The following is a 24,369-nucleotide window of genomic DNA, read 5'->3' on the forward strand; positions in this document are numbered from 1 at the left end:
TTATCGGAATCGGTAAAGCAATCCGCGCGTCGTTCGGACGATCGGTGCAGGGCATGAATCGTGGCAGTCGCGTAACAGAAAGGGGGAGACCGGTAATGAAAAGCATGATTCGCAGCAGCTCTCTAATGAAGGATGAATTTCCGTTCTGGATCACGCGGCTGGCGCAAGGGGATGTGCCGGAGCACGGGCACGAATTCGTCGAGCTCGTCTACGTCGTGCGCGGCGAAGGGCTTCATATATTCGAAGGGACGGAGTATGAGCTGACGGCCGGCAACGTATTTATAATCAACCCCGGCGAAACCCACGCCTATACCGTTCCGAACGGAGAGCCGATGGAAATCGTCAACTGTCTGTTCATGCCGTCGTTCATTCCCGACGCGCTGCTGAAGGAGCTGGAAATTACCGCTTCCATGGACTATTTCTACGTGCACCCTTTCATGAAGCAGGACGTCCGCTTCAACCACCATCTGACGCTGCACGGGCAGGACGCGGTATCGGTGCTGGTGCTGCTGGACAGCATGATCCGCGAGATCGGCAACCGGGCTCCCGGCCATATGACGATCATCCGGCTGCAGATGATCGAGCTGCTTGTGCTGCTCTCCCGCTACTATTCGCTGATGCATCAGCGCGGTGCGCCGTCTTCGCCGCGCCGACTGGAGCGGGAAATAACCGCACGACGCATTCACGGCTATATGGAGCGCAATTTCGATAAAAAAATGACGCTGGAGTCGCTGGCAGGCTTGTTTAACGTGAGCATGCGCCAGTTGAACCGGCTCGTCCGCCAGGAGTTCGACCAAAGCGTCATCGACCTGCTGCACAGCATTCGCATCGAGCAGGCGAAACGGATGTTGACGGAGTCCGACGAGAAGGTCATTACCGTGGCCGCGCTGGTCGGCTACGACGATCCGTCGTTCTTCAGCAGACTGTTCCTGCGCCGCGTCGGCTGTCCGCCCAGCCAGTACCGGCAAGCGCTCGATGTGCATGCGGTATATCGGGAGAGCAACTGAACGAAAAGGGGCCGCACTGGCCGGAAGCGGCTTGACAGCCCCCATGGAGGGATCGCTTATGAACGGCAAACGGCCGAATGTGCTGCTTATTACGGCAGACCAGCTCCGCTATGACTGTCTCGGCGCAAGCGGCCGTTACCCGGTGCGGACGCCGCATCTGGATGCGCTGGCCGGGGAAGGCGCTATGTTCACAAGCGCCTTTTCGCATTTCCCGGTATGTGGTCCGGCCCGGCAGTCGCTGCTGCACGGCAGGCGGGCGGAGACGTTCGGCGCGCTGTGGAACTTCAGCGGAGCGCTGCCGACCGGCTCCCTGCAGCCGGAGGCGTATACGTGGTCCCGCGCTTTGGCGGAGGATGGCTATACGTCGGCTTTTCTGGGTAAATGGGGCGTTCATCCGACGCTCGGGCCGCAAGCGTTCGGGTACCACTCCTATATAAGCGAAGCAGATTACGCCCGGTTTGCCCGAAGCCGTTATCCCGAAGCGGCGTATTCGAACGGATTTTTCGGAGAGACGAATCCGATTCCGCTGGAGCACGCCCAGACGCATTGGCTGGCCGACCGGGCGACGGAGACGATGGAGAAGCTCGAGGAGGGGGGCGGTCCCTGGCATATGGCGCTGCATTTTCCCGAGCCGCATCTGCCCTGCCGTCCTTCCGACCGCTTCGCCGCCATGTACGATCCGGCAGAAGTCCGGGAGTGGGACGGGTTCCGCGAGACGTTCGCCGGCAAGCCGTACATCCAGCGACAGCAGCTGTATAATTGGGGGATCGAACGCTACGAATGGGACGACTGGGCACCGGTCGTGGCGCGTTACTATGGCATCATCAGCCAAATGGACGAAGCGGTCGGCCGGGTGCTGGAGAAGCTCCGGCGCATCGGGGCGGCCGATCGAACCATCGTTGTCTTTACCGCCGATCATGGAGATATGTGCGGCTCCCACCGGATGATGGATAAGCATTACATCATGTATGACGATGTCGTGCATGTGCCTTTGCTGCTGCGGTGGCCGCAGGTCGTGCAGGGCGGGACGCGCAGAGACGAGCTTGTCTACAATTTACTAGATATACCGCCGACCCTTCTCGAGCTTTCAGGCGCGGAGCCTCCGCCGCCCGGCCATTGGCATGGCGCTTCCCTCGTTCCGCTGCTGTCCGGGCAGCAGCATCGCTCGCCGTCATGGCGCGACGAGGTCGTCGCTTCCTATAACGGCCAGCAGTTTGGCCTGTATTCGCAGCGCATGATCCGCACCGACGCGTGGAAGTACGTATGGAACTGCACCGACATCGACGAACTGTACGATTTGACCGCCGACCCAGCCGAGCTCGTCAATCGGATCGGCGACAAGCGCCATGCAGACCTGACGGCTTCGCTTCGCCGGCGTCTGTACGAGCGTCTGCTCGCCGATGGCGACGCCCTTGTGGCGAACGAATGGATGCGCCATCAACTGCTCCATGGCGCTAAGCACGACCCGGCGGAGCCGTTCCGGGCGGGGCGCGGCTGACGGTTCGCCGTCGATGGGCCGACTGTGAACGGAGCGGTCCTGGAGCCTTGAGCCGGTGCGGAGGCTCTCTCCCGGTAGTCCGTTAACCGTGGCGATCGAAGCTCCGAATCAAGCCTGCAACGTTGTTTTTCGCCGTCCGGATTTATGGCGATTCATGTAAATCTTTTGTTGACTCGTCCTGCTGCTCCGTGGTAATATGTAATTCGTTGGCTTATTTATTGACTATAGTCAACGTTTGCACGAAGTGCGACTCAGACGAGCAGTCGGATGAACGAGCGCTTTTCCCATGCCGGGGTGGTGGAATGGCAGACACAGCAGACTTAAAATCTGCCGGGAGCAATCCCGTACCGGTTCGAGTCCGGTTCTCGGCAGTATAGCACCTTATTCCGTAAGGAAGCATAAATACCTCTTTGGCTAGTATCTGACATCATTCAGATTAGGCTAAGGAGGTTTTTATTTTGGCCGTATAAATGACCAGAATGAAGAGGGGCCTTACCCTGAGTAGGTCATTGGGAGAACTTATCATGTAATTGAGTTTGTCTGTTTCAAGTTGAAGTAAAGGGTCTGGAGAGAGGTGTGGCGTTGTATGTATCCCTTAGAGGAGATTCATTGGGTAGCCAAGGACGAGGCTATTGACGACTTGCTTGAAGCTCGACAAACTGTGCTGCCTGCTGGATTAGAGGCTGATGTATGGAAATTAAGCACGCCCACCAATGAATATGTGCTTAAAATCTGGTGCAAGGACTCCAAGCCGGACGTCTCTTATCAGTATGCGATGTTGCAGACGCTCCACGCCATAGGCGTATCGGTCTCCCGAGCGTTTGGCTGGGGAATGGATCATAATCAGCATAAAGTGCTGCTTACCAGCTATGACGGCAGAGCCCTGGCACAGGGGGATGACATACAGCGGGTTTCCAAGCTATTGGCCGAGCTGCACCGAATCCCAATCGATCGTTACCCTGTCCGGCTTCGCAGGCAACCCGATTTTGTGAAGTACTTCTTTCCTCGCATCGACGAACATCCTGATATAGCAGAAGCGTTACATCTCCTATTGGAGACAGCAAATATGAAGTACACCACGATGATCCATGGCGATTACAATCTGGGCAATGTCCTCGCTGGTCCGGCTTCATACACGATCATCGATTGGACGAATGCGCAGTTGGGCGATCCCAGATATGATTTTTGTTGGGCCAGTTTCCTCATTCGAATAGATAACGATAAGGTGTTGTACCAAACATTTATACGTACATACTTACTAGAGATTCCGACTTCCAGAGAAGATTTGGCTCGTTTTGAATCTATAGCGTGCTTGCGATGGCTTTTGCTTAATCGCATTGGGAATGTACCAAAGAATGTAGATACGGATAGGCGCATACAGGAGTTCTTGCTCCAGGATAGCTTGATTCCCAAAAGGCTGTCTTTGTTTATTTAGTCATGCGCGAACAGTTTAATAGGGGAGAAAAATAAAAAATAACATATGAAAAAGATTCTTATTATTGGGATTGTTGCTAGTGGCAAGACAACACTGGCAAAGCGGTTATCAGAAAGGATCGATGTTCCTTGGTACGAACTAGATTGTATCGTACATCATCAGACAGCAACAGAGAGATACAAACGCACAGCAAATGAGCAAGTCCAGGTTATTATGGATATTGATAAAAATGGACCTTGGATATTTGAAGGCACAGATCGAGAATCATATCACTGTTTATTTGAAATGGCAGATACCATCCTATTTCTTGATACGCCACTCTGGAAGCGTAGAATAAGAATTTTTACTCGGTTCCTGAAACAAAAGATTGGTATTGAACAATGTCATTATAAACCCGATATTGTGATGCTAAAACTAATGTATAAATGGACACGAGATTTTGAAAACAACAGAGAAAGCTTTGAAGCTAAATTACAATCGTATAAAAACAAAGTTATTAGACTGTACGACAATAAAAACTTGGATTTTATTAGAGCGTGTCTTCAAACCTGATCCAGACATAGCAGAATAAAGATGCCGACAAAAAGACACGATATAGGGTTTTAACCGCCTTTTTTTTCAAAGGCGGCTTTTTTCGTAGCCGTGTATGCAGCCGCAGCCTATTTTCGTGAAGACCCACCGGAGAGAACACGAGTTTAGATTTTTGTAAGATGTATCGGTTACAATATTCAACAAGAACGGTTCATCATGAATAATTAACGAATCATTGAGCTAGTACAAAGTCAGAGCTAATCCTGTGTATTCGGGAAGGCCCGATCCCTTTAGGTGCAAGGGATACAATCTATTCCAAGAATACCGTTTAAGGTCTGACTTTGTACTAGCGGCTGCATAGGCCCGAATTACAGGCGGAAAGTAGGTCGGTCAGTCATGAGCCATAAAGTGCTGATAGTGGATGATGAAACGAATATTACGGACGTGTGCAGTCGCTATTTGCAGCGCGAAGGTTATCAGGTCATAGCGGCGCATGACGGGGAGGACGCTTTGGCGTTATGGAGAAGGGAGCAGCCGGACTTGCTGATCCTGGATGTCATGCTTCCCCGGAAAAACGGTTGGGAGCTTTGCGAGCAAATTCGCAGCGAACAGGACGTGCCGATTGTGATGCTGACGGCGCGCGGCGAAGAGATGGACCGATTGCTCGGATTGACGCTCGGGGCAGATGATTACATGACCAAGCCGTTTAGCCCGAGAGAACTGGTGCTGCGCGTCAAAGCCATTTTGCGCCGCTACTATATGCCCGGCCCCATGGGTGGGACAGCAGGCTCGGCAGCAGGGGAAGGTGAGACGGAGGAAGGGGAATTTATTCGTTACCCGGGACTGGAGATCGACTTGCGGCAAAGAATCGTTCTCGTCGGGGAGCGGGCTGTCGAGCTGACGTTGAAGGAATTTGAGGTGCTTACGCTGCTTGCTTCCCATCCGGGTCAAGTGTTCTCGCGCCACCAGATTCTGAATAAGGTGTGGGACATCGATTATTTCGGCGATACGACGACGGTAACGGTGCATATCCGCAGATTGCGGGAGAAGATCGAGCCCGTCCCTTCCGAGCCGCAATGGGTCAAGACTGTATGGGGCGTCGGCTACAAGTTCCAGAAGGGCGAGCCCTCATGAAATTAAGAACTTACTTGTTCCTGTCTAACCTGGCGAGTCTGATTGCGGTGCTGGTCTGTCTGTTCGTTATTTACCATTTTATGCTGCTTACGTGGGACGATGTGATCTTGCTCATGTCCGTGACCCTGATTGCAGCCGTGTTTTCTATCTTGGTGCATGCGCTGGTCATTCGGCCGATCGTCAGATCGATCAGCAATCTTAGCGAAGCAAGCGGAAAGCTGGCGGAGGGCGATTTTCAAGGAGATGTGCCGCTGACAGGGCCGAAGGAGTTTCGCATGCTGGCCGCCCGGTTCAACGCCATGAAGTCGCAGCTGAAAGAAAGCATTCAAACCCTTACCAATTCGGAGAAATCGCGAAAGGAGCTGGTCGCGAACGTTTCGCACGACCTGCGAACCCCGCTTGCGTCCATTCAGTCGTATGTCGAAGCGCTTCAAGATCGCGTCATTGAGGACGAGGCGGACTTTCAAACCTATTTGCAGACGATCAAGAAAGAGACGGTTCGACTTAGCAGGCTCATCGACGATTTGTTCCAGCTGTCACGCATGGATGCAGGTGCGTATGCCTTTCAACCGCAGCCGTATCCGCTCGATACGTTGATCGTGGAAACGCTTCAAAGCCAATCGTTCTTGCTGGAAGAGAAGCAGTTGAATGTAGAGACCCGCGTGCCGGACGATCTGCCGCCCGTTTGGATCATGCCGTATGAAATCCAACGCGTGCTCGGCAATTTGCTGCAAAACGCCATTCACTTTTCCCCGGTGCAAGGGGAGATCCGAGTTGAGGCGAGACAGAAGGATGGCCAAGTAGAGCTGATCGTCGAAGACCAGGGCGAAGGCATTCCGGAGGAGGAGCAGGAGCGGATTTTTGAGCGGTTCTACCGGATTGATAAATCGCGCAACCGGTACAGCGGCGGAGCAGGCTTGGGGCTGGCGATTTCCAAATCGATTATGGAGCTGCACGGAGGCACGATCCGTCTTCTCCGCACGGGCCGTCCGGGAACCGCCTTTTGCTTGACGCTGCCGATCGCCGACCATACGGAGCGCTTCCGTTAATACTTATTTAATATTGCTGTTAGTTGGGTGTAAGGTCCTTCCTTTATTGTGAAGACAAGGCATCAGGAAGGGAGAACGGCTATGACGGAACAGCTTTATACGGGAGGCGTCTGGGCGGCAGGCGTGTTATCTTTCTTCTCGCCGTGCATCTTGCCGGTGCTTCCCGTCTATCTCGCCTATTTGGGCAGCTCGGACTCGGGAGAGAAAGGGCAGCGTTGGAAGCTGGGCAGGATCGGCATTTCCCCGATTCTTGTCCTCCGTACGCTGTTGTTTATTGTGGGACTGTCCACGGTCTTCGTGCTGTTGGGCTTCGGCGCCGGCGCCCTGGGGAGCGTATTGAACAGCTCGTGGTTCATTGCCGCATGCGGGGTTGTCGTGATTGCGTTTGGCATCTATCAGACAGGGGTCGTCCCGCTTTCCTTCCTGGCCAGGGAACGAAAGCTTGAGGTTCGACGGCGGAATGGTTACCTTGGCGCCTTCTTGCTCGGCTTTACATTCAGCTTCGGCTGGACGCCCTGCATCGGGCCCGTGCTGGCAGCCGTTTTCAGCCTCTCGGCCAGCGAAGGCTCACCTGCCGCGGGCGGCTTCTATATGCTGATCTATACGTCGGGGCTGGCCATTCCGTTTTTGACCATGGCGCTGCTTTCCGATTCGCTGCTTGTCCGGCTGCGCAAGGTTCATCGATATTTGCCCGTACTCAAAGTTATATCCGGTGTCGTGCTCATAGCCATGGGCATTCTGCTAATTACGAACAAGCTGAACGGGCTGGCGACATTATTCCTATAATCGGGAGAGGAATGAGGAACAATGGCAAGCAAGAGGAAATGGGCGTGGGTTGCGGGCGTCGCTGCGATTGTAGCGATTGGCTTCTGGGGTTTGTACAGCAGCGGTGCCGTCCAGCGGGCCGCGACTTCTTCGGCGGCAAGCGGCTTAACGGGGAATGCGGGTAAGCCGGCCCCGAGCTTCCGGCTTACCGATTTGCAGAATCGGCCGGTAGCTCTGGCGGATTTCAAAGGGCAGAAGGTGTATGTGAAGTATTGGGCCTCCTGGTGTCCGATTTGTCTCGCGGGACTGGATGAATTGAATCAGCTGTCCGGAGAACCGCATGATTACAAAGTGCTGTCCATTGTCAGTCCGGCCTTCAACGGCGAGCAATCGCGGGACGATTTTGTTAACTGGTTCTCCAAGCGGGGATACGGCAATGTGGAGGTGCTGCTCGACGATGGGGGCACCTGGGCGAAGGAATTCGGAGTCAAAGGGTACCCGACGTCTTATTATATCGGCTCCGACGGGATTCTGGTCAAGGGCGCGCCGGGGCATCAGTCCAACGAAGCGATCGAGCAAGCGTTCCAGACCATTCATTGACCGCAGCGTCATAACGAGGAGGAAATCTTTATGAGAATAGCAGGTTTTATCGGCTCGCTGCTGCTCGTGCTGCTGCTGGCGGCTTGCTCCACGGCAAACATCGGCTCCTCGCTGGGCGGGGGAGAGGTACATGCGACGACGGCCACCCTGCCTAACCCGAACAAAGGGATCGACTACTCGGGCAGCCAACTGATGACGATTTATTTGGCCGGCGGCTGCTTCTGGGGCGTGGAGGCGTATATGTCCCGAATTTACGGAGTCAGCGATGTCGTTTCCGGTTATGCCAACGGCACGGGGGAAAACCCGTCTTACGAGGACGTCGTGCGAGGGAATCGCGGCTTTGCCGAGACGGTCAAGGTGAGCTATGACCCGGCGCGGGTGACGTTGAAGCAGCTGCTCGCCGACTATTTCAAGGTTATTGATCCGACCAGCGTCAATAAGCAAGGGAACGACCGGGGCATTCAGTACCGGACCGGCATCTACTATGAGGACAACGGGGAGCTTCCCGTCATTCAAGCCGCCGTCGAGCAGGAGCGGCAAAAGTATGAGAAGCCGATCGTGACGGAGGTAAAGCCGCTGGACAATTACTATTTGGCGGAGGAGTATCATCAGGACTATCTGGAAAAGCATCCGGACGGGTACTGTCATATCGACTTGAATGTGCTGAAGGATCAGGAGCTGAAGATCGATCCTTCCTTATACCCGCGGCCAAGCGACGAGGAACTGAAGAAGAAGCTGACTCCGATCCAATACCGGGTCGCGGTGCTTGCGGATACCGAGCACGCCTTCTCCAACGAGTATTGGGATTCGTTCGATCCCGGCGTCTATGTCGATGTAACGACCGGCGAACCGCTCTTCTCCAGCAGGGACAAATACGATGCAGGATGCGGCTGGCCGAGCTTTACGAAGCCGATTGCGGCAGACGTCGTCACCTACGACGAGGATAAAAGCTTCGGCATGGTGCGAACCGAGGTGCGCAGCCGGGCGGGGGATATTCATTTGGGTCATGTGTTCAACGACGGTCCTGCGGACAAAGGCGGGAAACGGTATTGCATCAACAGCGCATCCATCAAATTCGTGGCGAAAGCGGATATGGAGAAGCAAGGGTACGGTTTTTTGCTGACGGTAATTGAATAGCGGCGACAGACGCGGCTGCCGGGAGAGTACCCGGCAGTGATGCCCGTCGAGTCTGACTTCTTATTTGTGATTTGCAAGGGTGCGGGCGCCGATCAAGGCCAGCGTCAAAATGATCAACACTACCGGCAGAGCGATACGGAAAGCTTTGCCTCCGCCAAGCGCGATTCCGATATGATTCATGACGTCACCCCCTTCCCGCGAGGAGGGGAGCCGAGCAATGACAGTTGGAACAGGGCTATTTGCAGCAGCTGCTTCACGTTCGGAGCGAACAAGAGAGCTTTTGCTTGCCGACGAAGCTCTTTGGGCACGGAAAGGACCACGATCAGCAGCAGTTTGATAAAAGTCGGGTCATCCGCCGGATGCTCCGTGTTGCATATTTCGCCGAGCAGCTTGATGTAGTCCCCGGCAAGCGGAATGTGCCCGGGGTTGGGGAAAACTTGCGATATGTCAGCCCAATACTCCGTCATTTTGCCGATAAGCTGGTAGATTTCCTCGTAATCTTGAGGGGCAGACCGGTTAATCGATCGGGCCAGCCCCGATAATTGCAATTGTTCAAGCGTATTTTCGTATACCTCCTGGACAATTGGCAACGGTGCGGAACCAAAGCTGGTCAGAAATCTGCTCAAGGTTTGAAAAGAGAGAGAATCCAGCTTGGAAAATTCGGTGATTAGCTTGACAGTCATCAGCCGCTGCCGGGTTCCTTTATCGATCATGTTTTGTTTCCATTGTTTTTGCGTGTTCGAGGGTCTTCCGCTCTTTTGGACGGGGATGCTTTTCTCCGCCAATTTCAATGCGGCATCATGGATGTCGTCCTTTTCCGGATGCTCGGCGATTTTGCGAAAATTGGCGGTGAAGGCATGGACGAATTGCTGCAACTGTTCCTTCATCTTGTCCAAATGAACCGGATAGCCCCTCCAGAACAGGAGGAAAATCATGTCCTTCTGGCTAATTTCCAACCGTTCCTCCAGTTTTTTGATCTCGCGGATGACGCGAAGTGAAGACTCGTCATAGCGGGCCGATACTCCCTTTCGCCCTTCTCCTTCTCGTTGGGAAAGAACAAGCCCGTATTCCACGAACCTTCGCAACATGCTTTCCGTCAGGTGAATATGTTCCGACTTGGCTTGTTCCAGCAATGTATGTTTTCGCATACGCTCAACCTCCTTGTCCTTATAGTAAAGGGGAGCGGTCCCGGAAACCATATGGCTTACATGCGCAAATGAAAAGCCAGTGACGATTGCTCAGCGCCAGTGGAGTTCGGAACAAGGAGACGTTCACCATTGCATGTTTTCCCTCAGTGCGGCGATCTGCGCGATATGATGCCGGTCGTGCCAGACGAAGCGTTGAAGGGCAATGTCAAGACTCATCGTCCCATGCGAGGGACTCGTAAAGGCGCGAGCATAATCGGACGGCTGCAGGAAGCGCAGTACCGCCGCAAAACGAATATGTACGGATTCCAGCAGAAGGATCGAAGCTTCGACGGGCAGGCGATAATCGGGCAGCTCCGCCCACAAGTCTTCCCGGTATGAGCTTGCAGCCGGGCAATCCTCGGTCAGCGCTCGCTTAAAGCGAATAAAGGCGTTCATATCATTATCAGCCATATGGTGAATGACCTGCTGGACCGTCCAACCGCCCGGTCGATACGGAGTAAGCAGCTGCTCTCGGGACAGGGGTTCTACCGTCTGCCTAAGAACGGCAGCCATTTCCGTGACGGCTTCTCTCCAGACCGCCCGTTGCTCCGTCGTCGGGCTCGGTACCGGTTCGAATGCTCCAAGGGGATAACGCAGCTTGTCCATAGCTCACCTTCCTAGTACAGGTTATTTGATACTGAGTATAAACGAATAGGCACGAATTTCCCATCGGGCTTAAGCCGGGCATTCCGGCTAAATGGAAAGAACCCGGAGAAAACCTTGAATGATCAAGGTCTCTTCCGGGTTCTATTTTATCGTATAAGCGGCGTGCTAATCGATCGGCTTTACTGAGGCGAATTCAGCACCGGTTTGTAAGCCGACGACACATAAGTATCGACTTTCGCTTCAGAGATCACTTGCGGATACATTTTGTCCGGATCCGGCTCGTGAATGGCGTAGGTGATGACCGCGTTGCCGTTATCCATGAACTCGATGCTTGAGACCGTGATGCCATAGCCCGGATTCGGTCTGTCGCTCCAGGTGAGCGTCACTTTATTCACATCGTCCGTCACTCGGGTCACGGACAAGGTAACGTTCGCTTGTTCCTGAGGCACCGGGGGAACCGGTTTATGGGTATTGGCGAAATCGATAGCCGCTTGCAGCATGCTTGCCGCCTCCCCTCGGGTCAGCTCCTGCTTCGGGTGAAAATACCCGTTATCCAACTCGACCATTTTGCCGAGTACGAGATTTTGGATGCTGCTCATATAGGCTTGGGTAACGTCCTTTTCGTCTTTGAGCTCGACAAACATTTTCACAAAGGCGTAGTCGCCCTTCGCCGTAAGCGCGTGGAACAATAGATCGGCAAACTGCTCCTTCGTCACATTGGCCGTCGGGTCGACGTCTTTGGGCAGCGGCAGCCCGTTCAACTGTGCGTACAGAAAGGGCGTTGCGTACCAAGCGTCATCGGCGATGCCGGTAAAATAGTCGCTTGCCTTCGGCTGCTTAATAAAGCTGATATGGTTAATGTTGAGGTCGAACGCCTTGACCAGCATCGCTACGCTTTGGGCCATCGTCACTTTGCCTTTTGGCGCAAACTGCTCGGCCGTTACGCCGCTGATGATGCCGGCTTGCTGAAGAGAGATGATCTGGGTTTCGTTCGGATCGCCTTTAATATCGGAGAATGCATACGCGGAACCGCCCAGTATGGTAGTCAGCGCAAGTGCGGCTGTTGCGGTCCATGTCAGTTTTTGTTTCATTTCGGTCACCTGCCTATTCGTAGTATGGCTTGCCTTTTCACCCTTATGAACGGTCGCGATTAGGAAAAAGTTGCACTTGGCCGTGTTTTTTTGTCTTGAAGAGGTTAGACATATTAAAAAAAACGCTTCGCAAAAGCGTACAGCCGCCCGCCAATCCTTGATTAGCGGATTGTTGAAACAAAAAAAATGCTCCCATCCGAGAGGAAGCGAGCCGCCGAAGCCACCGCCCTCTGGAAGGAGCATTTGTTGTTTGAAAGTTGTAAATCGGTTGATGGTCAGAGGGACGGGGCCGAATTTTCCGGCGAGTCGCCTGCCGAGTCGGACAGTGCGTAGGCGATTAGGGTGACGTCGTCGCCGGTCTGCTCCTTCAGGCGACGTTCCAGGCTAACGATTTCTTCCACAAGAGCCGGCTTCCCGTTTAAATCCGCGAATGTATAATCGTTACGGGTTGTCATGGGGTCACTCTCCTTTGTTGCATAGTATGATCCTGTCCCTGTCTCGCTATCCTGCAAACTTCAGGGCAATCGTCGAACCCGCTCGCGTTTGAACGAAGACTGTCGAATATGGTATGCTTAAAGTCCGTTCAACGGATTAAGCTATCGCATATTCATTCATTGGAGCAGAGTGGCATTATGATCGTATCGGAAAATATTATGGGCAGACTGGACGCCATGGCCGGACAAGTTCGGGAACTGATGGCGATCCTGAAAGTAAGGCAAAACCCCGAAGGGATCAGCAGCATCCCGCTGAAAGAGATTGCCGCAGCACTGGACATGACCCGGCAGGAGGCCAAGATACGCATCGATCGTCTGATCGAATTCGGGATGATCGTCAAGGCGGGCTTCAACGGATACCGGATCATCGAAGCGGATCTGGAGCAGACGCCGTTCGGAACGGCGCGCGTGCTGGCCCGCACGATCGAGGATATGCCGAATTCGACCTACGAGGAGCAGGCTGCCGCTCTCCGGCTCACCGACAAAGAGCTGGAAGCTGCTTACGGACTGCTTGTTTACCTGCTTCGCACCTAATACGAGAAGCCCCGGGACGCATCGTCTCGGGGCTTCCTTCTTATGGCGCAATGGGCCGGAACGGTTTTTACTGCCGATTGCGAAAGCGGCGGTTTTCGGGAGCTCGCAGCTGTTTTTTGGCGACGATGACAATGCCCGTTATGGCAACGACGATTAGTGCGCAGCTTTCGAGAAATGAAATGTAGCCGTCATTTGCCCACATGAATGCCAAAAACAACAGCAGCCACATGTTCACATAGATGTACTCATACAGCAGTCTCAGCATTTCAACCCTCCTGCCGTTCGTTGTTCAAGACTATTGTATATAAATTTCGTCGAAAAATGAAGGGTCAACCTATTTTTTGTCAGCCCATCATCGGACAGCCCGCGGATTCATATAGTAGTAATTAGGGTCGGCCAATGCTGAGGTGATGCGATATGGAACGAAACGGCTCCGCATTCCGGGGCTTGCTGTTTGCGGTCGTGCTAGTCGTGCCGATATGGGCTTTTGTAGCATGGCTGGTGGGCCGCTCGTAATTTATGAATCGCAGCAAAAAAAGCTGTGCTTTTAGCCTTCAGCGGCTTCGGGCACAGCTTTCATGTAGTTGGAAGAAGTGCGGTTAGTCGTTAAACAAAGACTCTTCCACGCGGTCCAGCCTATACCGGCCCACTGGCCCCGGCGCACGGTTGATCCATTTGCCTTTTGTAAAATCAGGAATGCTGACCGGAGTGCTGCCTAGCGCTATCGAATCTTCGGAGAGTGCGGTAATCGCCATCCACACAGCGGTATCGTAGACGTCGATCGGCGTGTCCGTCCGGTTCATGACACTCTCGGCGAATGCGCGGAGCACCAGATGGTCCATGCCGCCGTGACCGCCTTTGACCCCGTCGCGCAAAAATTGCTTCCATATCGGATGCTCATATTCCTCGCGATAGCCGGCGAACGGTTCCCATTGGTGATGCGGGCTTCTTCCCTCGATATGAATCGAGTTGTTGTCCTCCATCCACAGCCCTTTCGTGCCTTGCACCCGGCCCGCCCGGGAGTATGGGCGGGGAAGCGTCGTATCGTGTATGATGGATATCGTCTCGCCGCCGGCGCATTTGATCATCGTCGTGACAATATCGCCTTGGGCGAACTCGGTTTTGGCCAGAGGATCGTTTTCCCCGAATTTGTCCGTCGCCCACTGCCGAATGCCGCGCGCTTTCGAAGACATCGAGGTTAAGGTCATAAGCCGGTTCCCACGGTTAATATTCAATACTTTGGATACCGGGCCGAGTCCGTGGACCGGATACAGCTCTCCGTTCCGGTGCAGATAGTTGCGGTATCGGTTATGGCGGTTCTGTTCGCCGAGCGCCACCTGGTTACGCAAGTCATGCTCATAGCCGCACTGGCAATGAATCAGTTCGCCGAACAACCCCTGTTTTACTATATTGAGGACGGCGAGTTCTTCCCGTCCATAGCAGCAGTTTTCCAGCAGCATGCACGGCATTCCGGTTTGCTCCGAAGTCCGGACCAACTCCCAGCACTCTTCCAGGGATGCAGCTCCGCCGACCTCGATCCCTGCGTATTTACCGGCTTTCATAGCCGCAATAGCGATCTCGGCATGCGTAATCCAAGTTGTGGCAATAATAACGCCTTGTATGTCGTCGCGAGCAAGCAACTGATTGTAATCCGAATATCCTTCCGCCTTTGGCCGTCCTGTCTGCTCAACGATGTCCAACGCCTTCTGCAGACGGTCCTCATAAGGATCGGATACAGCAGGTATTTCCACGTCGTCCATGACCAGAAGGTTTTTAAGCAAACCAGCTCCTCTTCCGCCAAGTCCAATTACTCCCAGTTTAACCTTTGACCGTGTTTGCACGAACGTTTCCTCCCTTTCCAGGCTAGTCTACTATCTCTTTTCTACAAAAGGGATCATTTTCCTTTCTCGGCTATTTCTTTGTTCGCTGCTTCTTCTGCTTCTCGTATGGCGGTGTTGACGTCGATTTCGCCGTTTAGTACCCGTGTGAGTGCTTTGTTGACATGTGAGAGCACATAGGCATTATTGGTATGCGGAGCGACCGGCGCAGCAAACTGGCTCTTAAAGACGGCTTTACTATTTTTTCCTTTCAGCGATTTCATATTGTTGCCATACATTTCTTTGATCGATTGGTCGCTGAGCGCGGTGAACCGACCATGGTCCGTAATCAATTTCTGTACTTCCGATGAGCCGAGCATTTCAATAACCTTGAATGCATCTTCTTTGTGCTTGCCGAGCGAGGACAGCAATAGGAAATGGCCGGACGATGCGACCGTTGTATTCGGCTTTTCCTTGAAGCTCGGGAATTGGGTGAGATCCCAGTTGAAGTCTTGAGGCGTTCCATACAGTTTCTCCAACGCAGCAATCCGAGCATCATAACTGATGGCCATCGCAACCTTCTGATCTTTTAGAAACCCGTTGGTCAACGTCGTCGCTGTAGAAGCGTCTGTGTTGTTCGGAATATCATTAAATGCTTTATACAGATCGAATAGTTTCTTCCAACCATCTTGGGAGGCCAAATTCGCTTTGCCTGTTTTCGGGTCGACGAGAGGCAGACTCAATTGTGTAGCGACATCGCCGATCCCCTGTACGAAAGCGCCTTTATACTCAATGCCTTCCATAACACGCGACATCTTTTTCGTTGTGTCAAGGGCATCGTCCCATGTCATGCCGTCTTTCGGATAAGGAACGCCAAATCTATCGAAGAGGTCTTTGTTGTAAAACGTAGCTGTAAAGTTAAGCGAAAACGGAAGCGCATACAGTTTACCGTCGCCTGAGTATACTTGTGCGGTTTGAAGAGCGGCGGGATCGTATTTCTTCAAATCGATTTTGTTATTAGCGACAAACGGATTCAAATCCTCGACCGTCTTCAAATCCCGATGGTTCGTAATGCGTGGGTACGTGCTGAAGATCAAGTCCGGAAATTCGCCGGAGGCAATGAAATCTTGAACGCCTGCGTCGGCTTTGCTGTTGATGACCAGCTCTACGGTGATATGGGGGTATTTGGCTTTGACAGGGGCGGCGATCAGAGTTTCGAATTCCTCCTTCGTAATGGTGGCGCCATCCTGCATCATAATGAGCTTCACCGGTGCCGGCGGTTCGCTCGTTTTTTGAGCAACAGAATTGTCATTTCCTCCTGCCGCCGGTGTCGTTGCGCCGCTGCAAGCAGTTAAGAGGGCTCCTAGCATGCCGAGCGATACAATACTGCACATCGTTTGTTTCCAAACCATGGTGAGTTATCCCCTTTTTCTAAGTATGTAATCGATTTCTATACTCATAAGTCTAGTTGTAAATCATGGAAAAAATCGTTGATCCTTGTCATTGGTTCTCGACTATATGCTGAGGGAGTTGTTTCCTACCCCGTCAAACCGGTCATGCGGATGATCTGGATCCAGCAAGTAACGGGAAACGTTGCCGTTTGCAATGGCGATGCAATCGATATCGATCAGAACCCCTTTCATTTTCGGAGAGGCGGTTGGTGTGTTGATTTGCTTGTTGTTATCGAAGACGACGAGTGAAGAAGCATCATTCATGGACAGTTTGACCGAGCAACTGTAGCTGGCGAATGCGCTAGAAGCGTTATCCTCGAACCAATTGTTTGTGATGTATAGAGAACGGATTTTCAAGTTGGCATCGGGTGTATTGTTGAATATTCCGGCTACTCCGTTGCGTATAAATTTGTTTCCTGTCACGAGCAGACCGTCGCTGCTATAGAGGAACAATCCGATCTGTACATTGTCGACGAACAAGTTGTTGCTGATCAATTCGACGTTTCGGCCAACGACTCGTATGCCATACTTGTTTTTTGTAAGAATATTATTGACGATGACGACGTTTGTGCAGAGCGGTTGATTATTCCCTGTTTCGATGTTTAGAGCCGTTCCGATACCATCATGTATAAGGTTGCCGTCTATTAAAATATGATGCTGATCCGAGCCGCCAAAGCTAATTTCGTAGACTCCTGCACTTCCGGTCACGGTGTTATTGCGCAGAATGACATTTCGGCTGCTCCCCGGCCAGGACGGGTTGGGCTCCACATCTATGCCTACCATGGGCTTAGTCCCTTGGATGGCCCCGGCTTGATCAATCAGACAATTCATCATCGTGACGCCGTCTTGCGCGACGAGCGATACATTGTTACGACGACATTTGGTTATTGTGCAGGAATCAATCACGATTTGCTTGCTCACTTGTACTTGACGTGTCGGTGCGGTCTGATAAATCCCTGTGACGGTAATGCCATCGGTCATTCCTTCCGTGATGATACAGTTGCGTACAGTCACATTGGTGCAGCCTTTGATTTTGAGACAAGTCTGGAAGCTTTCTCCTCCTGCAAGAGCGATCCGATTCGAGATGTTGCCATGGAGCTGCAGCCCCTCTATCGTCATATTCGTGCAATTTTGCAAATAGAGCAGCGTATAGTTGTCGACGGAAGTGGTATAAACGCTGTCTTGCTGCTTGCGAATATCCGGTACGCCATTTTTGATTTTCAGCGTCGCATGAGCGGAGAAGATGTGGATGTTATTTCGATCGCTAAGCCATAAACCGCCAGTTTCCAACGAATAGAAGGCAGTTGCCGGCGGAATGTACAACGTGCCGCCTTCTGGCGGGATCGCATCGATTGTTGCTTGCAAAGCAGGCGTATCATTGGTAACGCCGTCACCTTTGGCGCCAAACCAGGTGACATTATAGGTGTGCTGGTCCATGTTGCGTTTGTAGCGAGCGCCGCTAGAGGAGACCAGAATGGTACCTGTGTTGTCGAGAGAGGATGTATCGGCGGAATCGTAATGGAAATGCCCTTCATGGCCGGGATCGGTAATGTAGTACTGCTCATCTGGTTGTGGCGTTGTGTAGCTGCGCAGTTGTGCGAGGGTCATTGGGATGATGCAATGGCTTGGGCTCTGTGTAGGAGAGGGCGGGGTGCCGCTGCCTGCGCCGTGATTTGGAATGCCGCCTTTGTCGGCATACACGGTCGTTGGCCGTACGACACCGGCCGGCAACAGTTGCGCGGCGGTTAGTGTCACTCCTGCTGCTCCAAGCATGGTAAGCATTTTGCGTCTGCTTACTCCTGTCCTCGTCATCGTTTCGTCCGTGATTGTGCCGGTCGTCGCGGGTTGAGGGGATGCGTGGTGCTCAAGCTGATTTCTATCCTCTTCAAAATCCCCCACATGCGTGATGCTGTTCCTCTTGTCCATCGTGCTCGCCTCCATAATAATCGATTAATGCAGACTGCAAGGATGATAAGCGCTTTCATGAGTAACATTACAACACGGAGAGGGGGAGTGTCAATGAAAAAGTATCGCACGTTATAAATAAATAACTAACGTTATTTAAATCATTATCGTGTTCGATGCAAAGTGCCATTGCCAAGAAATTCGACTTTGTTGAGGTACAATGTAGTTGCTTTGTCCTCCGTAAGAAGACCTTGGATCTGTTTCATCATTGCTTGTATCATCTCTTCCGAGTCGGTTCGCACGCTTGACAAAACAGGTACACTCGCCGTAATCAAGCTAGTGGCACCGAATCCAAGCAAGCTGACTTGCTCCGGAACCGCGACGGAGTTATCTTTGTGCCATTGCAGTGCGGCGAACTCAACGATCGTATTGCAGCACAAAATCGCCGTATAGGGTTCTTCATAGATACGCAGTCGGCGGCACAATTCATAGCCGTCTTCTTCTTTACAAGATTGCACTAGCCCCGTATTAGGGGTAATTCCATGATCGACCAAGGCCTGGCGATAACCACGCAACGTTACCACGTGGACCAGCAGGTCAATACGTCCGAGAAACAATGCGATTTGCTTATGACCGAGATCGATCAACTTCTTTGTCGCGGTATACGCCACGTGGGATTGATCGTAAACAATTTGCCGCATGTTGTTGGAGGGGGCCGGCGAATGCTCCTGGAATGATTGCACCAAGTACGGAACGGATGCTTGTTCCAATGCTTGAATCGTCTCGGGGTTATGAGGACCGCGTACAATGATGCCGGCAAGATCGGTCGTATGCAGAAACTGGGTTAATTGTGCAATGGAATCGTTCGTTTGCGGAATATACTTGAATAATAGGTCGCACTGCATCTGATCCGCAGCACGCGTAACGACATCGAGCCGCGACATAAAACGCGGGTCATCGATTTCCATATTGATGAGCAAGAGGCAGAGACGATAGCGTGGAGTCGTATCTTTGTAACCCAGTTCTCTGGCAGCTTGCAGGATGCGGTCTCGTGTCTCTTGTGAGATGCTGCTGGATGGTGAATTGTTCAGAACTAGCGAAACGGCGGTACGGGAAATGCCGAGATGATCGGCGATTTGTTTTTTGGTTACACTCATGCAGCACTCATCCTTTGTTTAACAATTTAAATTTCGCTATAGAGAGCCGAGTCGGGATAGGAAGTTGGCGTACCCGATAAGTCACCGCGTTTGCCAAGCGAAGAATGGAGGAACTTGAGTTTCGCCGTTACAAAGCGCAGTTTCGGTGAACAGCGCCTACATGGTCGATACATTTCTAGTCGTGTTCAACCTTTTAAGCGTAGTATTATTGCAAGTATAACACTCGTTACTTGAAGTGTGCAATCGAGATTGGGAACGGCTGAGTCGACTCATCGAAAGAAACCGAACGCGGGTATGCGAACACGAAGAGATGCAATAAATTATAAACGATATTCCAGCCACTGGTAAAACAATAGCCGAGGATCTTCCGCTCGTTGCAGCACAGCACGCAACAGGCGGTCGAGATCCGGTATGTTCGTCGAGGCGCGCTTAATTGGTTTTTCGGAATGGAATTAGAGTAGGGGAACTCATCGGCTCCTCGCGCTATAAATCAACGTTGCTATGAATCCTTAAACCGTATATGTAAAATGGCCCGATCCCTTGCTTAGCAAGAGGTCGGGCCATTCCAAATACACACAATTAGCGGACTATGTACTCGTACAAAGTCAGACCTTAAACCGTTATTCGTCCATTCCACGAATACACAGGATTAGCTCTGACTTTGTACTAGTGCGTAAAGTCGAAGCGGGTGCCGACGAAATAGCCGAGGGTAATAAAGAAAAGACACCAGAACAGTGCGCCGAACCCGGCGTAGAGCAAATATTTGCGCTGAGTCATGCCGCTGACGCCGGACAGGTAGCATGTCAGATGCCGGATACCGGGGATAAAGTAGCCGAAGCTGACCGTCCACGGTCCGTACCGGCGGAACCAGCGCTCCGCTTTGCGCAGCCTCTTCGGCGTCAGCTTGACCCATTTGCCGTATTTGCGCAGCGCCGGCTTACCCAGCCTGCGACCGGCCCAGTAGCTGACCATCATGCCCGTCATCGCGCCCATCAGACTGACGCCGACCGAGAGGGAGTAGTCGAACATACCGAGCGACGCCAAATAGCCAACGAAGGTAAGCAGCAGCTCGTCCGGAACGGGGATGCCGACGATGCCTAGAGCGAGCAGCAAATATAGAGCCAAATATCCGTATTGGGCGATCATGTCTTGTACGAAACTCAAGTCGATTCACTCCGTTGCGCTAGGTTGAAGCCGAAGCAAGCTGCCGGTCTCGCCGGATGAGTCTATTCCGCATGCAGCCGCCGTTCACGGCGCAGGATGCTCCTCGGTTTTGTCCGTCTTCTGGCCTGGCGGTTTGCCGATCGATTGAACCTCCAGAATATCCAGGAGAAAGACGAAGGTCGGAATCCCGACGATCAACCCCCAGACGCCGAAAAAATGCTCGGAGAACAGCAGGACGACAAAGGTGAAAAACATCGGCAGATTCGTCTTCGACGCCATCAGCCGCGGGTTTAACACATAAGCTTCGATCGCATGAATGATCGTGACCACGATCAGCAGGTAGACGATATAGAGCAGGCCCCCGATGCTGTAAGCGATGGCGCAAAGCGGAACCAGCGAGAGGAACACGCCCGCTACCGGGACAAGCCCGAGTGCAAAGACGAGCAGCGCCAAGGCGATCAAATTGGGAAAGCCCATAATCCACAGAGCCAAAGTAGTCAATACGCAGTTGATCAGCGCGATCAGCAGCTGCGTTTCGATAACTTTGCCGAACGTGTGGATGAATTTGCGTCCGAAAAATTCGACTTCGTTGAACAGCCAGCCGAGTTTGCTGGTGCGGAACTGCTTGGAGAAGCGGATGACGCTGTCTTTGCCGAGCAAGAGGAACAGGCTGAGCAGCAGCGCCAGGAATAGGTGGAAGCCGATGCTGCTGACCCGCATGACGAAATCAAGCCCGTGCTTGACCATACCCTGAATGTTGAGCGTGTCCAAGAAGGACATCAGGTAGACGACGATTTCATTATCCTGCGGAAGCGTATTGGCGCGCTTCACCAGCTCGATCAATTGTCCGCCCTGGTTGATCAGCGCCGGGAACAGCTTCAGTCCGCCCGCCACAAGCAGGGTGCCGAGCAGTATATATAGCAGGGAAAGGATAAGCTTGGAATTAACCGGAACGACGCGGTTGATCTGGCGGGTCACGTATTGATGAATGCGGTCCATCAGGAATGTAAGCAGAAAGGTGAGCAAGATGACGTTGAGCATACTGCGGAGTAAGTATAGGAGCAGACAGAACAGAGCCAGTATGGAAAAACGTCGAACGTCTCGATTTTGCAGGTAGGCTACAATGAAGTTCATGAAAACATCCTTTCTGCGAAGACAGTCTTCTGAGGTAAATGAAGTATAGCAAACGGCTGTGTATTTCATGTGTTCATTTCTTATTCATATTCATTCATTTTACCTTGAAAAGGGAGGACATACAAAGAACACAATCATCGGTTATACTTATACCAATGACGGAGTACCCGAACACACACTTGACGGAAAGACTGGAGGGCCGTTGATATGAAAAGAACGATCCTGCTCATCGAGGACGAAAACCGGATCCGCGAGATCGTGGCCGACTATTTTCTTCAGGAGCAGTGGGACGTGCACGAGGCGGAGAACGGCCGACAGGCGCTGGACATGCTGCAAACGCTAAAGCCCGACCTGGTCGTGCTCGATATTCTGATGCCCGAGCTGGATGGCTGGACCGTCTGCCGGCGCATTCGCGATAAGTCCGACGTGCCGATCATCATGCTGACGGCCAAGTCGGAGGACGACGACAAGCTGCTCGGCTTCGAGCTTGGCGCCGACGATTACGTGACGAAGCCGTTCAGTCCGCGGCTGCTCGTCGCCCGGGCCAAGACGCTCGTCCGGCGGGTCGAGGGGACGGTCGGCAAGGACGACCAGCGAATCCGCTTCGGCGATGTCGTCATCAACAAGCGGGCGCACCGCGTCGAAATCGGCGGCAGCAGCATCGAGCTTTCTCCCAAGGAATACGAGCTTCTGCTATATTTATACAAAAACGCCGGAATTGTGCTGTCGCGGGAAGCGATACTGGACGCTTTATGGGGCTTCGACTATTTCGGCGATTCTCGGGTCGTGGACACGCATATCAAAAAACTGCGGAGCAAGCTGGGCGACGAGGCGAGGCACATCCGCACGGTAATCCGGGCCGGCTACAAGTTCGAGGAGGACCGATGAGAAGGCGCGGAGTGGTCGTCAAGCTGTTCGCGATTACCGCCTCGTTGTTTTTGCTGTTTTATGCGATCGTGCTCATTAGTCAGCTTACGTTTTTCGAGCAGTTTTACGAGCACCACAAGCTGTCCGTGCTGGGCAAAAAGCTGAAAACGTTCAGCCAGCAGTACACCGGGCTTCACGGGGACAAGGACGGGATTTCCCGGGAAATCGCCACCTTCATCAACAAAAACAAATCCCAGCTCGCGATCCTTACGCCGGAAGGACGGACGTTGTACGACAATCCGTTCCGCATCGTCATCCGTCAGAAGGACGGGCATATGGTGAAAATCTCGCTGTCGACGTTCGCATCGGCGAAAGGCAGGGAACTGCAGGCGGCCAAGCTGAAGCGGGGAGACCGGGTGGAGGTCGAGGGGTTTTTCGAGGACGACGTGGCGCGCGACTGGTTCTACCCGGTAGCCATCCGGAAGGAGGGCGTCACGGACATTCGCGGTCCGGAAGGGATCGAGACGCCTTATCCGAAAGAGCGGGTGACAGGAGAGATTACGGAAATGCTGCTGCCCGGTTTGAAGCAGTGGAATTTGCGGCAGGGGATGCTCTCGCTTGCACTCGAGGAATGGTTTCCGCTGTCCGAGGCGCACTCGGCCATCTTGAAAAACGGAGACCGGATCGAGGAGGAATGGACGGACGCATGGAGCGGGGTGCGCAGCTTCATCGCCATCCAGCCGATCATGCGCGACGGCGACCTGGCCGAGCTGGTATTCACCTTCACCTCGCTGCAGCAGATCAGCGAAGCGTACGATGCGCTGCAATTGTTTTACATTTACATCGGAATCGGGGGTTTCGCGCTCATTCTGCTGCTGTCGATCGTCTTTTCCCGTATCGTGTCCAAGCCGATCCTGTCGCTCAACAGCGTGGCGCTCCGCATGGCCAAGCTCGATTTCTCGGCCAAGTCGCCGATCCGCCGCAACGACGAGATCGGCAGTTTGTCCAACAGCCTGAACAGCTTGTCGGAGGCGCTCGATGTGACGCTATTGGAGCTGAAGCAGGCTAACGGCCAGCTGCGGGAGGAAATGGACCGCAAGCAGATGATCGAGCATATGCAGAAGGAGTTCATGTCGAACGCCTCGCATGAGCTGAAGACGCCGCTCAGCGTCGTCAGAGGATTCGCCGAAGGGCTGAAGGACGGAGTGGGCGAGAGCAAGCGGGACCGATATATCGAGGTCATTCTGGACGAAACGGAGAAGATGGAGGAGCTTGTCCGCGATATGCTCGACCTGACGAAGCTGGAGTCGAAGACGATCAAGCTAAGGAAAAGCGTATTTTCCATCAGCGAGATGATGGAGGATATCGTCGACAAGCTGTATCACCATCTGAACGAAAAAGAGCTCAAGGTCGTCACCATCTCCGCCAACGAACAGTCGGTGAACGCCGATCCGGTCAAGATCGAGCAAGTGCTGTTCAATATGATGATGAACGCGATCCGCCATGCCGTGCCCGGCAGCGAGATTACGGTAAGAATCGACAGCGAGCAAGAGCGGGTCAGCGTGGCGATCGAGAACGAGGGGGAGCCGATTCCGGACGATCAGATGGATCTGATCTGGGAGCGCTTCTTCCGGGGAGAACGGTCGCGCAATCGGAAAACCGGAGGGACGGGGCTCGGACTGGCCATCGTCAAGCTGATTCTGGAGCTGCACGAGAGCCGGTTCGGGGTCGTCAACACCGAGCGCGGCGTATCGTTTTATTTCGATTTATAAGTACCTCTCTCCCCGCGTTATCGGTTATAATAGG

Annotated in this window: 23 protein-coding genes and 1 tRNA gene; 13 read left to right on the forward strand and 11 right to left on the reverse strand. The window is 53.1% G+C overall.

Annotation, left to right across the window (positions count from 1 at the left end; all coding sequences use genetic code 11):
• Positions 1 to 95 precede the first annotated feature (95 nt).
• The 10 genes from ABD796_RS11005 (at position 96) to msrB (ending at position 9,156) form a co-directional block, all read left to right on the forward strand.
• A complete protein-coding gene (locus ABD796_RS11005; protein WP_344907315.1) occupies positions 96 to 1,007 on the forward strand; it encodes a helix-turn-helix domain-containing protein in 912 nt (303 codons plus the stop codon).
• A gap of 58 nt (positions 1,008 to 1,065) precedes the next feature.
• Positions 1,066 to 2,505 carry a sulfatase family protein gene (locus ABD796_RS11010; RefSeq protein ID WP_344907318.1) on the forward strand — a complete coding sequence of 480 codons (1,440 nt, stop codon included), beginning with the start codon at positions 1,066 to 1,068 and terminating at the stop codon, positions 2,503 to 2,505.
• A gap of 288 nt (positions 2,506 to 2,793) precedes the next feature.
• Positions 2,794 to 2,876 (forward strand) — tRNA-Leu (locus tag ABD796_RS11015).
• A gap of 215 nt (positions 2,877 to 3,091) precedes the next feature.
• Positions 3,092 to 3,940, forward strand: a complete 849-nt coding sequence (locus ABD796_RS11020; protein ID WP_344907321.1) for a phosphotransferase family protein — start codon at positions 3,092 to 3,094, stop codon at positions 3,938 to 3,940.
• 45 nt (positions 3,941 to 3,985) lie between these two features.
• Positions 3,986 to 4,492, forward strand: a complete 507-nt coding sequence (locus tag ABD796_RS11025) for a P-loop NTPase family protein (RefSeq protein ID WP_344907324.1) — start codon at positions 3,986 to 3,988, stop codon at positions 4,490 to 4,492.
• A 375-nt stretch (positions 4,493 to 4,867) separates the two neighbouring features.
• A complete protein-coding gene (locus tag ABD796_RS11030; RefSeq protein WP_344907327.1) occupies positions 4,868 to 5,605 on the forward strand; it encodes a response regulator transcription factor in 738 nt (245 codons plus the stop codon).
• Positions 5,602 to 6,654 (forward strand): sensor histidine kinase, encoded by a 1,053-nt coding sequence (locus ABD796_RS11035; RefSeq protein WP_344907330.1) that lies wholly within the window; start codon positions 5,602 to 5,604, stop codon positions 6,652 to 6,654. The genes ABD796_RS11030 and ABD796_RS11035 overlap by 4 nt, the downstream gene beginning before the upstream one ends.
• 81 nt (positions 6,655 to 6,735) lie before the next feature.
• Positions 6,736 to 7,440, forward strand: a complete 705-nt coding sequence (locus ABD796_RS11040; protein ID WP_344907333.1) for a cytochrome c biogenesis CcdA family protein — start codon at positions 6,736 to 6,738, stop codon at positions 7,438 to 7,440.
• A 21-nt stretch (positions 7,441 to 7,461) separates the two neighbouring features.
• Positions 7,462 to 8,019 carry a TlpA family protein disulfide reductase gene (locus ABD796_RS11045; RefSeq protein WP_344907336.1) on the forward strand — a complete coding sequence of 186 codons (558 nt, stop codon included), beginning with the start codon at positions 7,462 to 7,464 and terminating at the stop codon, positions 8,017 to 8,019.
• A gap of 30 nt (positions 8,020 to 8,049) precedes the next feature.
• Positions 8,050 to 9,156, forward strand: a complete 1,107-nt coding sequence (gene msrB, locus ABD796_RS11050; RefSeq protein ID WP_344907340.1) for a peptide-methionine (R)-S-oxide reductase MsrB — start codon at positions 8,050 to 8,052, stop codon at positions 9,154 to 9,156.
• Between the two features lie 176 nt (positions 9,157 to 9,332).
• On the opposite strand, the gene ABD796_RS11055 is transcribed toward msrB, so the two are convergent.
• From ABD796_RS11055 to ABD796_RS11070, 4 genes are all read right to left on the reverse strand, one after another.
• On the reverse strand, positions 9,333 to 10,304 hold the full coding sequence (locus ABD796_RS11055) for a hypothetical protein (protein WP_344907343.1): 972 nt from the start codon (positions 10,302 to 10,304) through the stop codon (positions 9,333 to 9,335).
• 123 nt (positions 10,305 to 10,427) lie between these two features.
• Positions 10,428 to 10,949, reverse strand: coding sequence for a YfiT family bacillithiol transferase (locus tag ABD796_RS11060; protein ID WP_344907346.1), 522 nt, complete (start codon positions 10,947 to 10,949; stop codon positions 10,428 to 10,430).
• 179 nt (positions 10,950 to 11,128) lie between these two features.
• Positions 11,129 to 12,040 (reverse strand): protease complex subunit PrcB family protein, encoded by a 912-nt coding sequence (locus ABD796_RS11065; protein ID WP_344907349.1) that lies wholly within the window; start codon positions 12,038 to 12,040, stop codon positions 11,129 to 11,131.
• Positions 12,041 to 12,315: 275 nt separating this feature from the next.
• On the reverse strand, positions 12,316 to 12,495 hold the full coding sequence (locus ABD796_RS11070) for a hypothetical protein (RefSeq protein WP_344907351.1): 180 nt from the start codon (positions 12,493 to 12,495) through the stop codon (positions 12,316 to 12,318).
• Between the two features lie 177 nt (positions 12,496 to 12,672).
• Between ABD796_RS11070 and ABD796_RS11075 the strand changes: the two genes are divergently transcribed.
• A complete protein-coding gene (locus tag ABD796_RS11075) occupies positions 12,673 to 13,068 on the forward strand; it encodes a hypothetical protein (RefSeq protein ID WP_344907354.1) in 396 nt (131 codons plus the stop codon).
• 67 nt (positions 13,069 to 13,135) lie between these two features.
• Here ABD796_RS11075 and ABD796_RS11080 read toward each other — a convergent pair whose 3' ends face one another.
• The 7 genes from ABD796_RS11080 to ABD796_RS11110 form a co-directional block, all read right to left on the reverse strand.
• Positions 13,136 to 13,333 carry a hypothetical protein gene (locus ABD796_RS11080; RefSeq protein ID WP_344907357.1) on the reverse strand — a complete coding sequence of 66 codons (198 nt, stop codon included), beginning with the start codon at positions 13,331 to 13,333 and terminating at the stop codon, positions 13,136 to 13,138.
• A gap of 334 nt (positions 13,334 to 13,667) precedes the next feature.
• On the reverse strand, positions 13,668 to 14,909 hold the full coding sequence (locus tag ABD796_RS11085) for a Gfo/Idh/MocA family protein (RefSeq protein ID WP_344907361.1): 1,242 nt from the start codon (positions 14,907 to 14,909) through the stop codon (positions 13,668 to 13,670).
• A gap of 53 nt (positions 14,910 to 14,962) precedes the next feature.
• Positions 14,963 to 16,297 carry an ABC transporter substrate-binding protein gene (locus ABD796_RS11090; RefSeq protein ID WP_344907364.1) on the reverse strand — a complete coding sequence of 445 codons (1,335 nt, stop codon included), beginning with the start codon at positions 16,295 to 16,297 and terminating at the stop codon, positions 14,963 to 14,965.
• Positions 16,298 to 16,399: 102 nt separating this feature from the next.
• Entirely contained in the window at positions 16,400 to 18,262 is a 1,863-nt protein-coding gene (locus ABD796_RS11095) for a right-handed parallel beta-helix repeat-containing protein (protein ID WP_344907367.1), read from the reverse strand.
• Positions 18,263 to 18,405: 143 nt separating this feature from the next.
• Positions 18,406 to 19,398, reverse strand: a complete 993-nt coding sequence (locus tag ABD796_RS11100; protein WP_344907370.1) for a LacI family DNA-binding transcriptional regulator — start codon at positions 19,396 to 19,398, stop codon at positions 18,406 to 18,408.
• A 666-nt stretch (positions 19,399 to 20,064) separates the two neighbouring features.
• Positions 20,065 to 20,562: a DedA family protein gene (locus ABD796_RS11105; protein ID WP_344907373.1), complete on the reverse strand. Its 498-nt coding sequence runs from the start codon at positions 20,560 to 20,562 to the stop codon at positions 20,065 to 20,067.
• Positions 20,563 to 20,646: 84 nt separating this feature from the next.
• Positions 20,647 to 21,696: an AI-2E family transporter gene (locus ABD796_RS11110; protein ID WP_344907378.1), complete on the reverse strand. Its 1,050-nt coding sequence runs from the start codon at positions 21,694 to 21,696 to the stop codon at positions 20,647 to 20,649.
• A gap of 207 nt (positions 21,697 to 21,903) precedes the next feature.
• Here ABD796_RS11110 and ABD796_RS11115 point away from each other — a divergent pair, with 207 nt between their 5' ends.
• On the forward strand, positions 21,904 to 22,584 hold the full coding sequence (locus tag ABD796_RS11115; protein ID WP_344907381.1) for a response regulator transcription factor: 681 nt from the start codon (positions 21,904 to 21,906) through the stop codon (positions 22,582 to 22,584).
• A complete protein-coding gene (locus ABD796_RS11120) occupies positions 22,581 to 24,335 on the forward strand; it encodes a sensor histidine kinase (RefSeq protein ID WP_344907384.1) in 1,755 nt (584 codons plus the stop codon). Before ABD796_RS11115 ends, ABD796_RS11120 begins: the two co-directional genes overlap by 4 nt.
• Positions 24,336 to 24,369 lie beyond the last annotated feature (34 nt).

Origin of the sequence: Paenibacillus hodogayensis (assembly GCF_039536325.1) — a bacterium.
GTDB lineage: Bacteria > Bacillota > Bacilli > Paenibacillales > NBRC-103111 > Paenibacillus_AB > Paenibacillus_AB hodogayensis.

Coding starts and splice junctions, on each gene's coding strand:
- ABD796_RS11075 (WP_344907354.1), top strand. CDS start 12,673: ATGATCGTATCGGAAAATATTATGGGCAGACTGGACGCCATGGCCGGA.
- ABD796_RS11115 (WP_344907381.1), top strand. CDS start 21,904: ATGAAAAGAACGATCCTGCTCATCGAGGACGAAAACCGGATCCGCGAG.
- ABD796_RS11035 (WP_344907330.1), top strand. CDS start 5,602: ATGAAATTAAGAACTTACTTGTTCCTGTCTAACCTGGCGAGTCTGATT.
- ABD796_RS11120 (WP_344907384.1), top strand. CDS start 22,581: ATGAGAAGGCGCGGAGTGGTCGTCAAGCTGTTCGCGATTACCGCCTCG.
- ABD796_RS11095 (WP_344907367.1), bottom strand. CDS start 18,262: ATGGACAAGAGGAACAGCATCACGCATGTGGGGGATTTTGAAGAGGAT.
- ABD796_RS11010 (WP_344907318.1), top strand. CDS start 1,066: ATGAACGGCAAACGGCCGAATGTGCTGCTTATTACGGCAGACCAGCTC.
- ABD796_RS11055 (WP_344907343.1), bottom strand. CDS start 10,304: ATGCGAAAACATACATTGCTGGAACAAGCCAAGTCGGAACATATTCAC.
- ABD796_RS11100 (WP_344907370.1), bottom strand. CDS start 19,398: ATGAGTGTAACCAAAAAACAAATCGCCGATCATCTCGGCATTTCCCGT.
- ABD796_RS11065 (WP_344907349.1), bottom strand. CDS start 12,040: ATGAAACAAAAACTGACATGGACCGCAACAGCCGCACTTGCGCTGACT.
- ABD796_RS11040 (WP_344907333.1), top strand. CDS start 6,736: ATGACGGAACAGCTTTATACGGGAGGCGTCTGGGCGGCAGGCGTGTTA.
- msrB (WP_344907340.1), top strand. CDS start 8,050: ATGAGAATAGCAGGTTTTATCGGCTCGCTGCTGCTCGTGCTGCTGCTG.
- ABD796_RS11110 (WP_344907378.1), bottom strand. CDS start 21,696: ATGAACTTCATTGTAGCCTACCTGCAAAATCGAGACGTTCGACGTTTT.
- ABD796_RS11020 (WP_344907321.1), top strand. CDS start 3,092: ATGTATCCCTTAGAGGAGATTCATTGGGTAGCCAAGGACGAGGCTATT.
- ABD796_RS11060 (WP_344907346.1), bottom strand. CDS start 10,949: ATGGACAAGCTGCGTTATCCCCTTGGAGCATTCGAACCGGTACCGAGC.
- ABD796_RS11080 (WP_344907357.1), bottom strand. CDS start 13,333: ATGCTGAGACTGCTGTATGAGTACATCTATGTGAACATGTGGCTGCTG.
- ABD796_RS11030 (WP_344907327.1), top strand. CDS start 4,868: ATGAGCCATAAAGTGCTGATAGTGGATGATGAAACGAATATTACGGAC.
- ABD796_RS11025 (WP_344907324.1), top strand. CDS start 3,986: ATGAAAAAGATTCTTATTATTGGGATTGTTGCTAGTGGCAAGACAACA.
- ABD796_RS11070 (WP_344907351.1), bottom strand. CDS start 12,495: ATGACAACCCGTAACGATTATACATTCGCGGATTTAAACGGGAAGCCG.
- ABD796_RS11090 (WP_344907364.1), bottom strand. CDS start 16,297: ATGGTTTGGAAACAAACGATGTGCAGTATTGTATCGCTCGGCATGCTA.
- ABD796_RS11005 (WP_344907315.1), top strand. CDS start 96: ATGAAAAGCATGATTCGCAGCAGCTCTCTAATGAAGGATGAATTTCCG.
- ABD796_RS11045 (WP_344907336.1), top strand. CDS start 7,462: ATGGCAAGCAAGAGGAAATGGGCGTGGGTTGCGGGCGTCGCTGCGATT.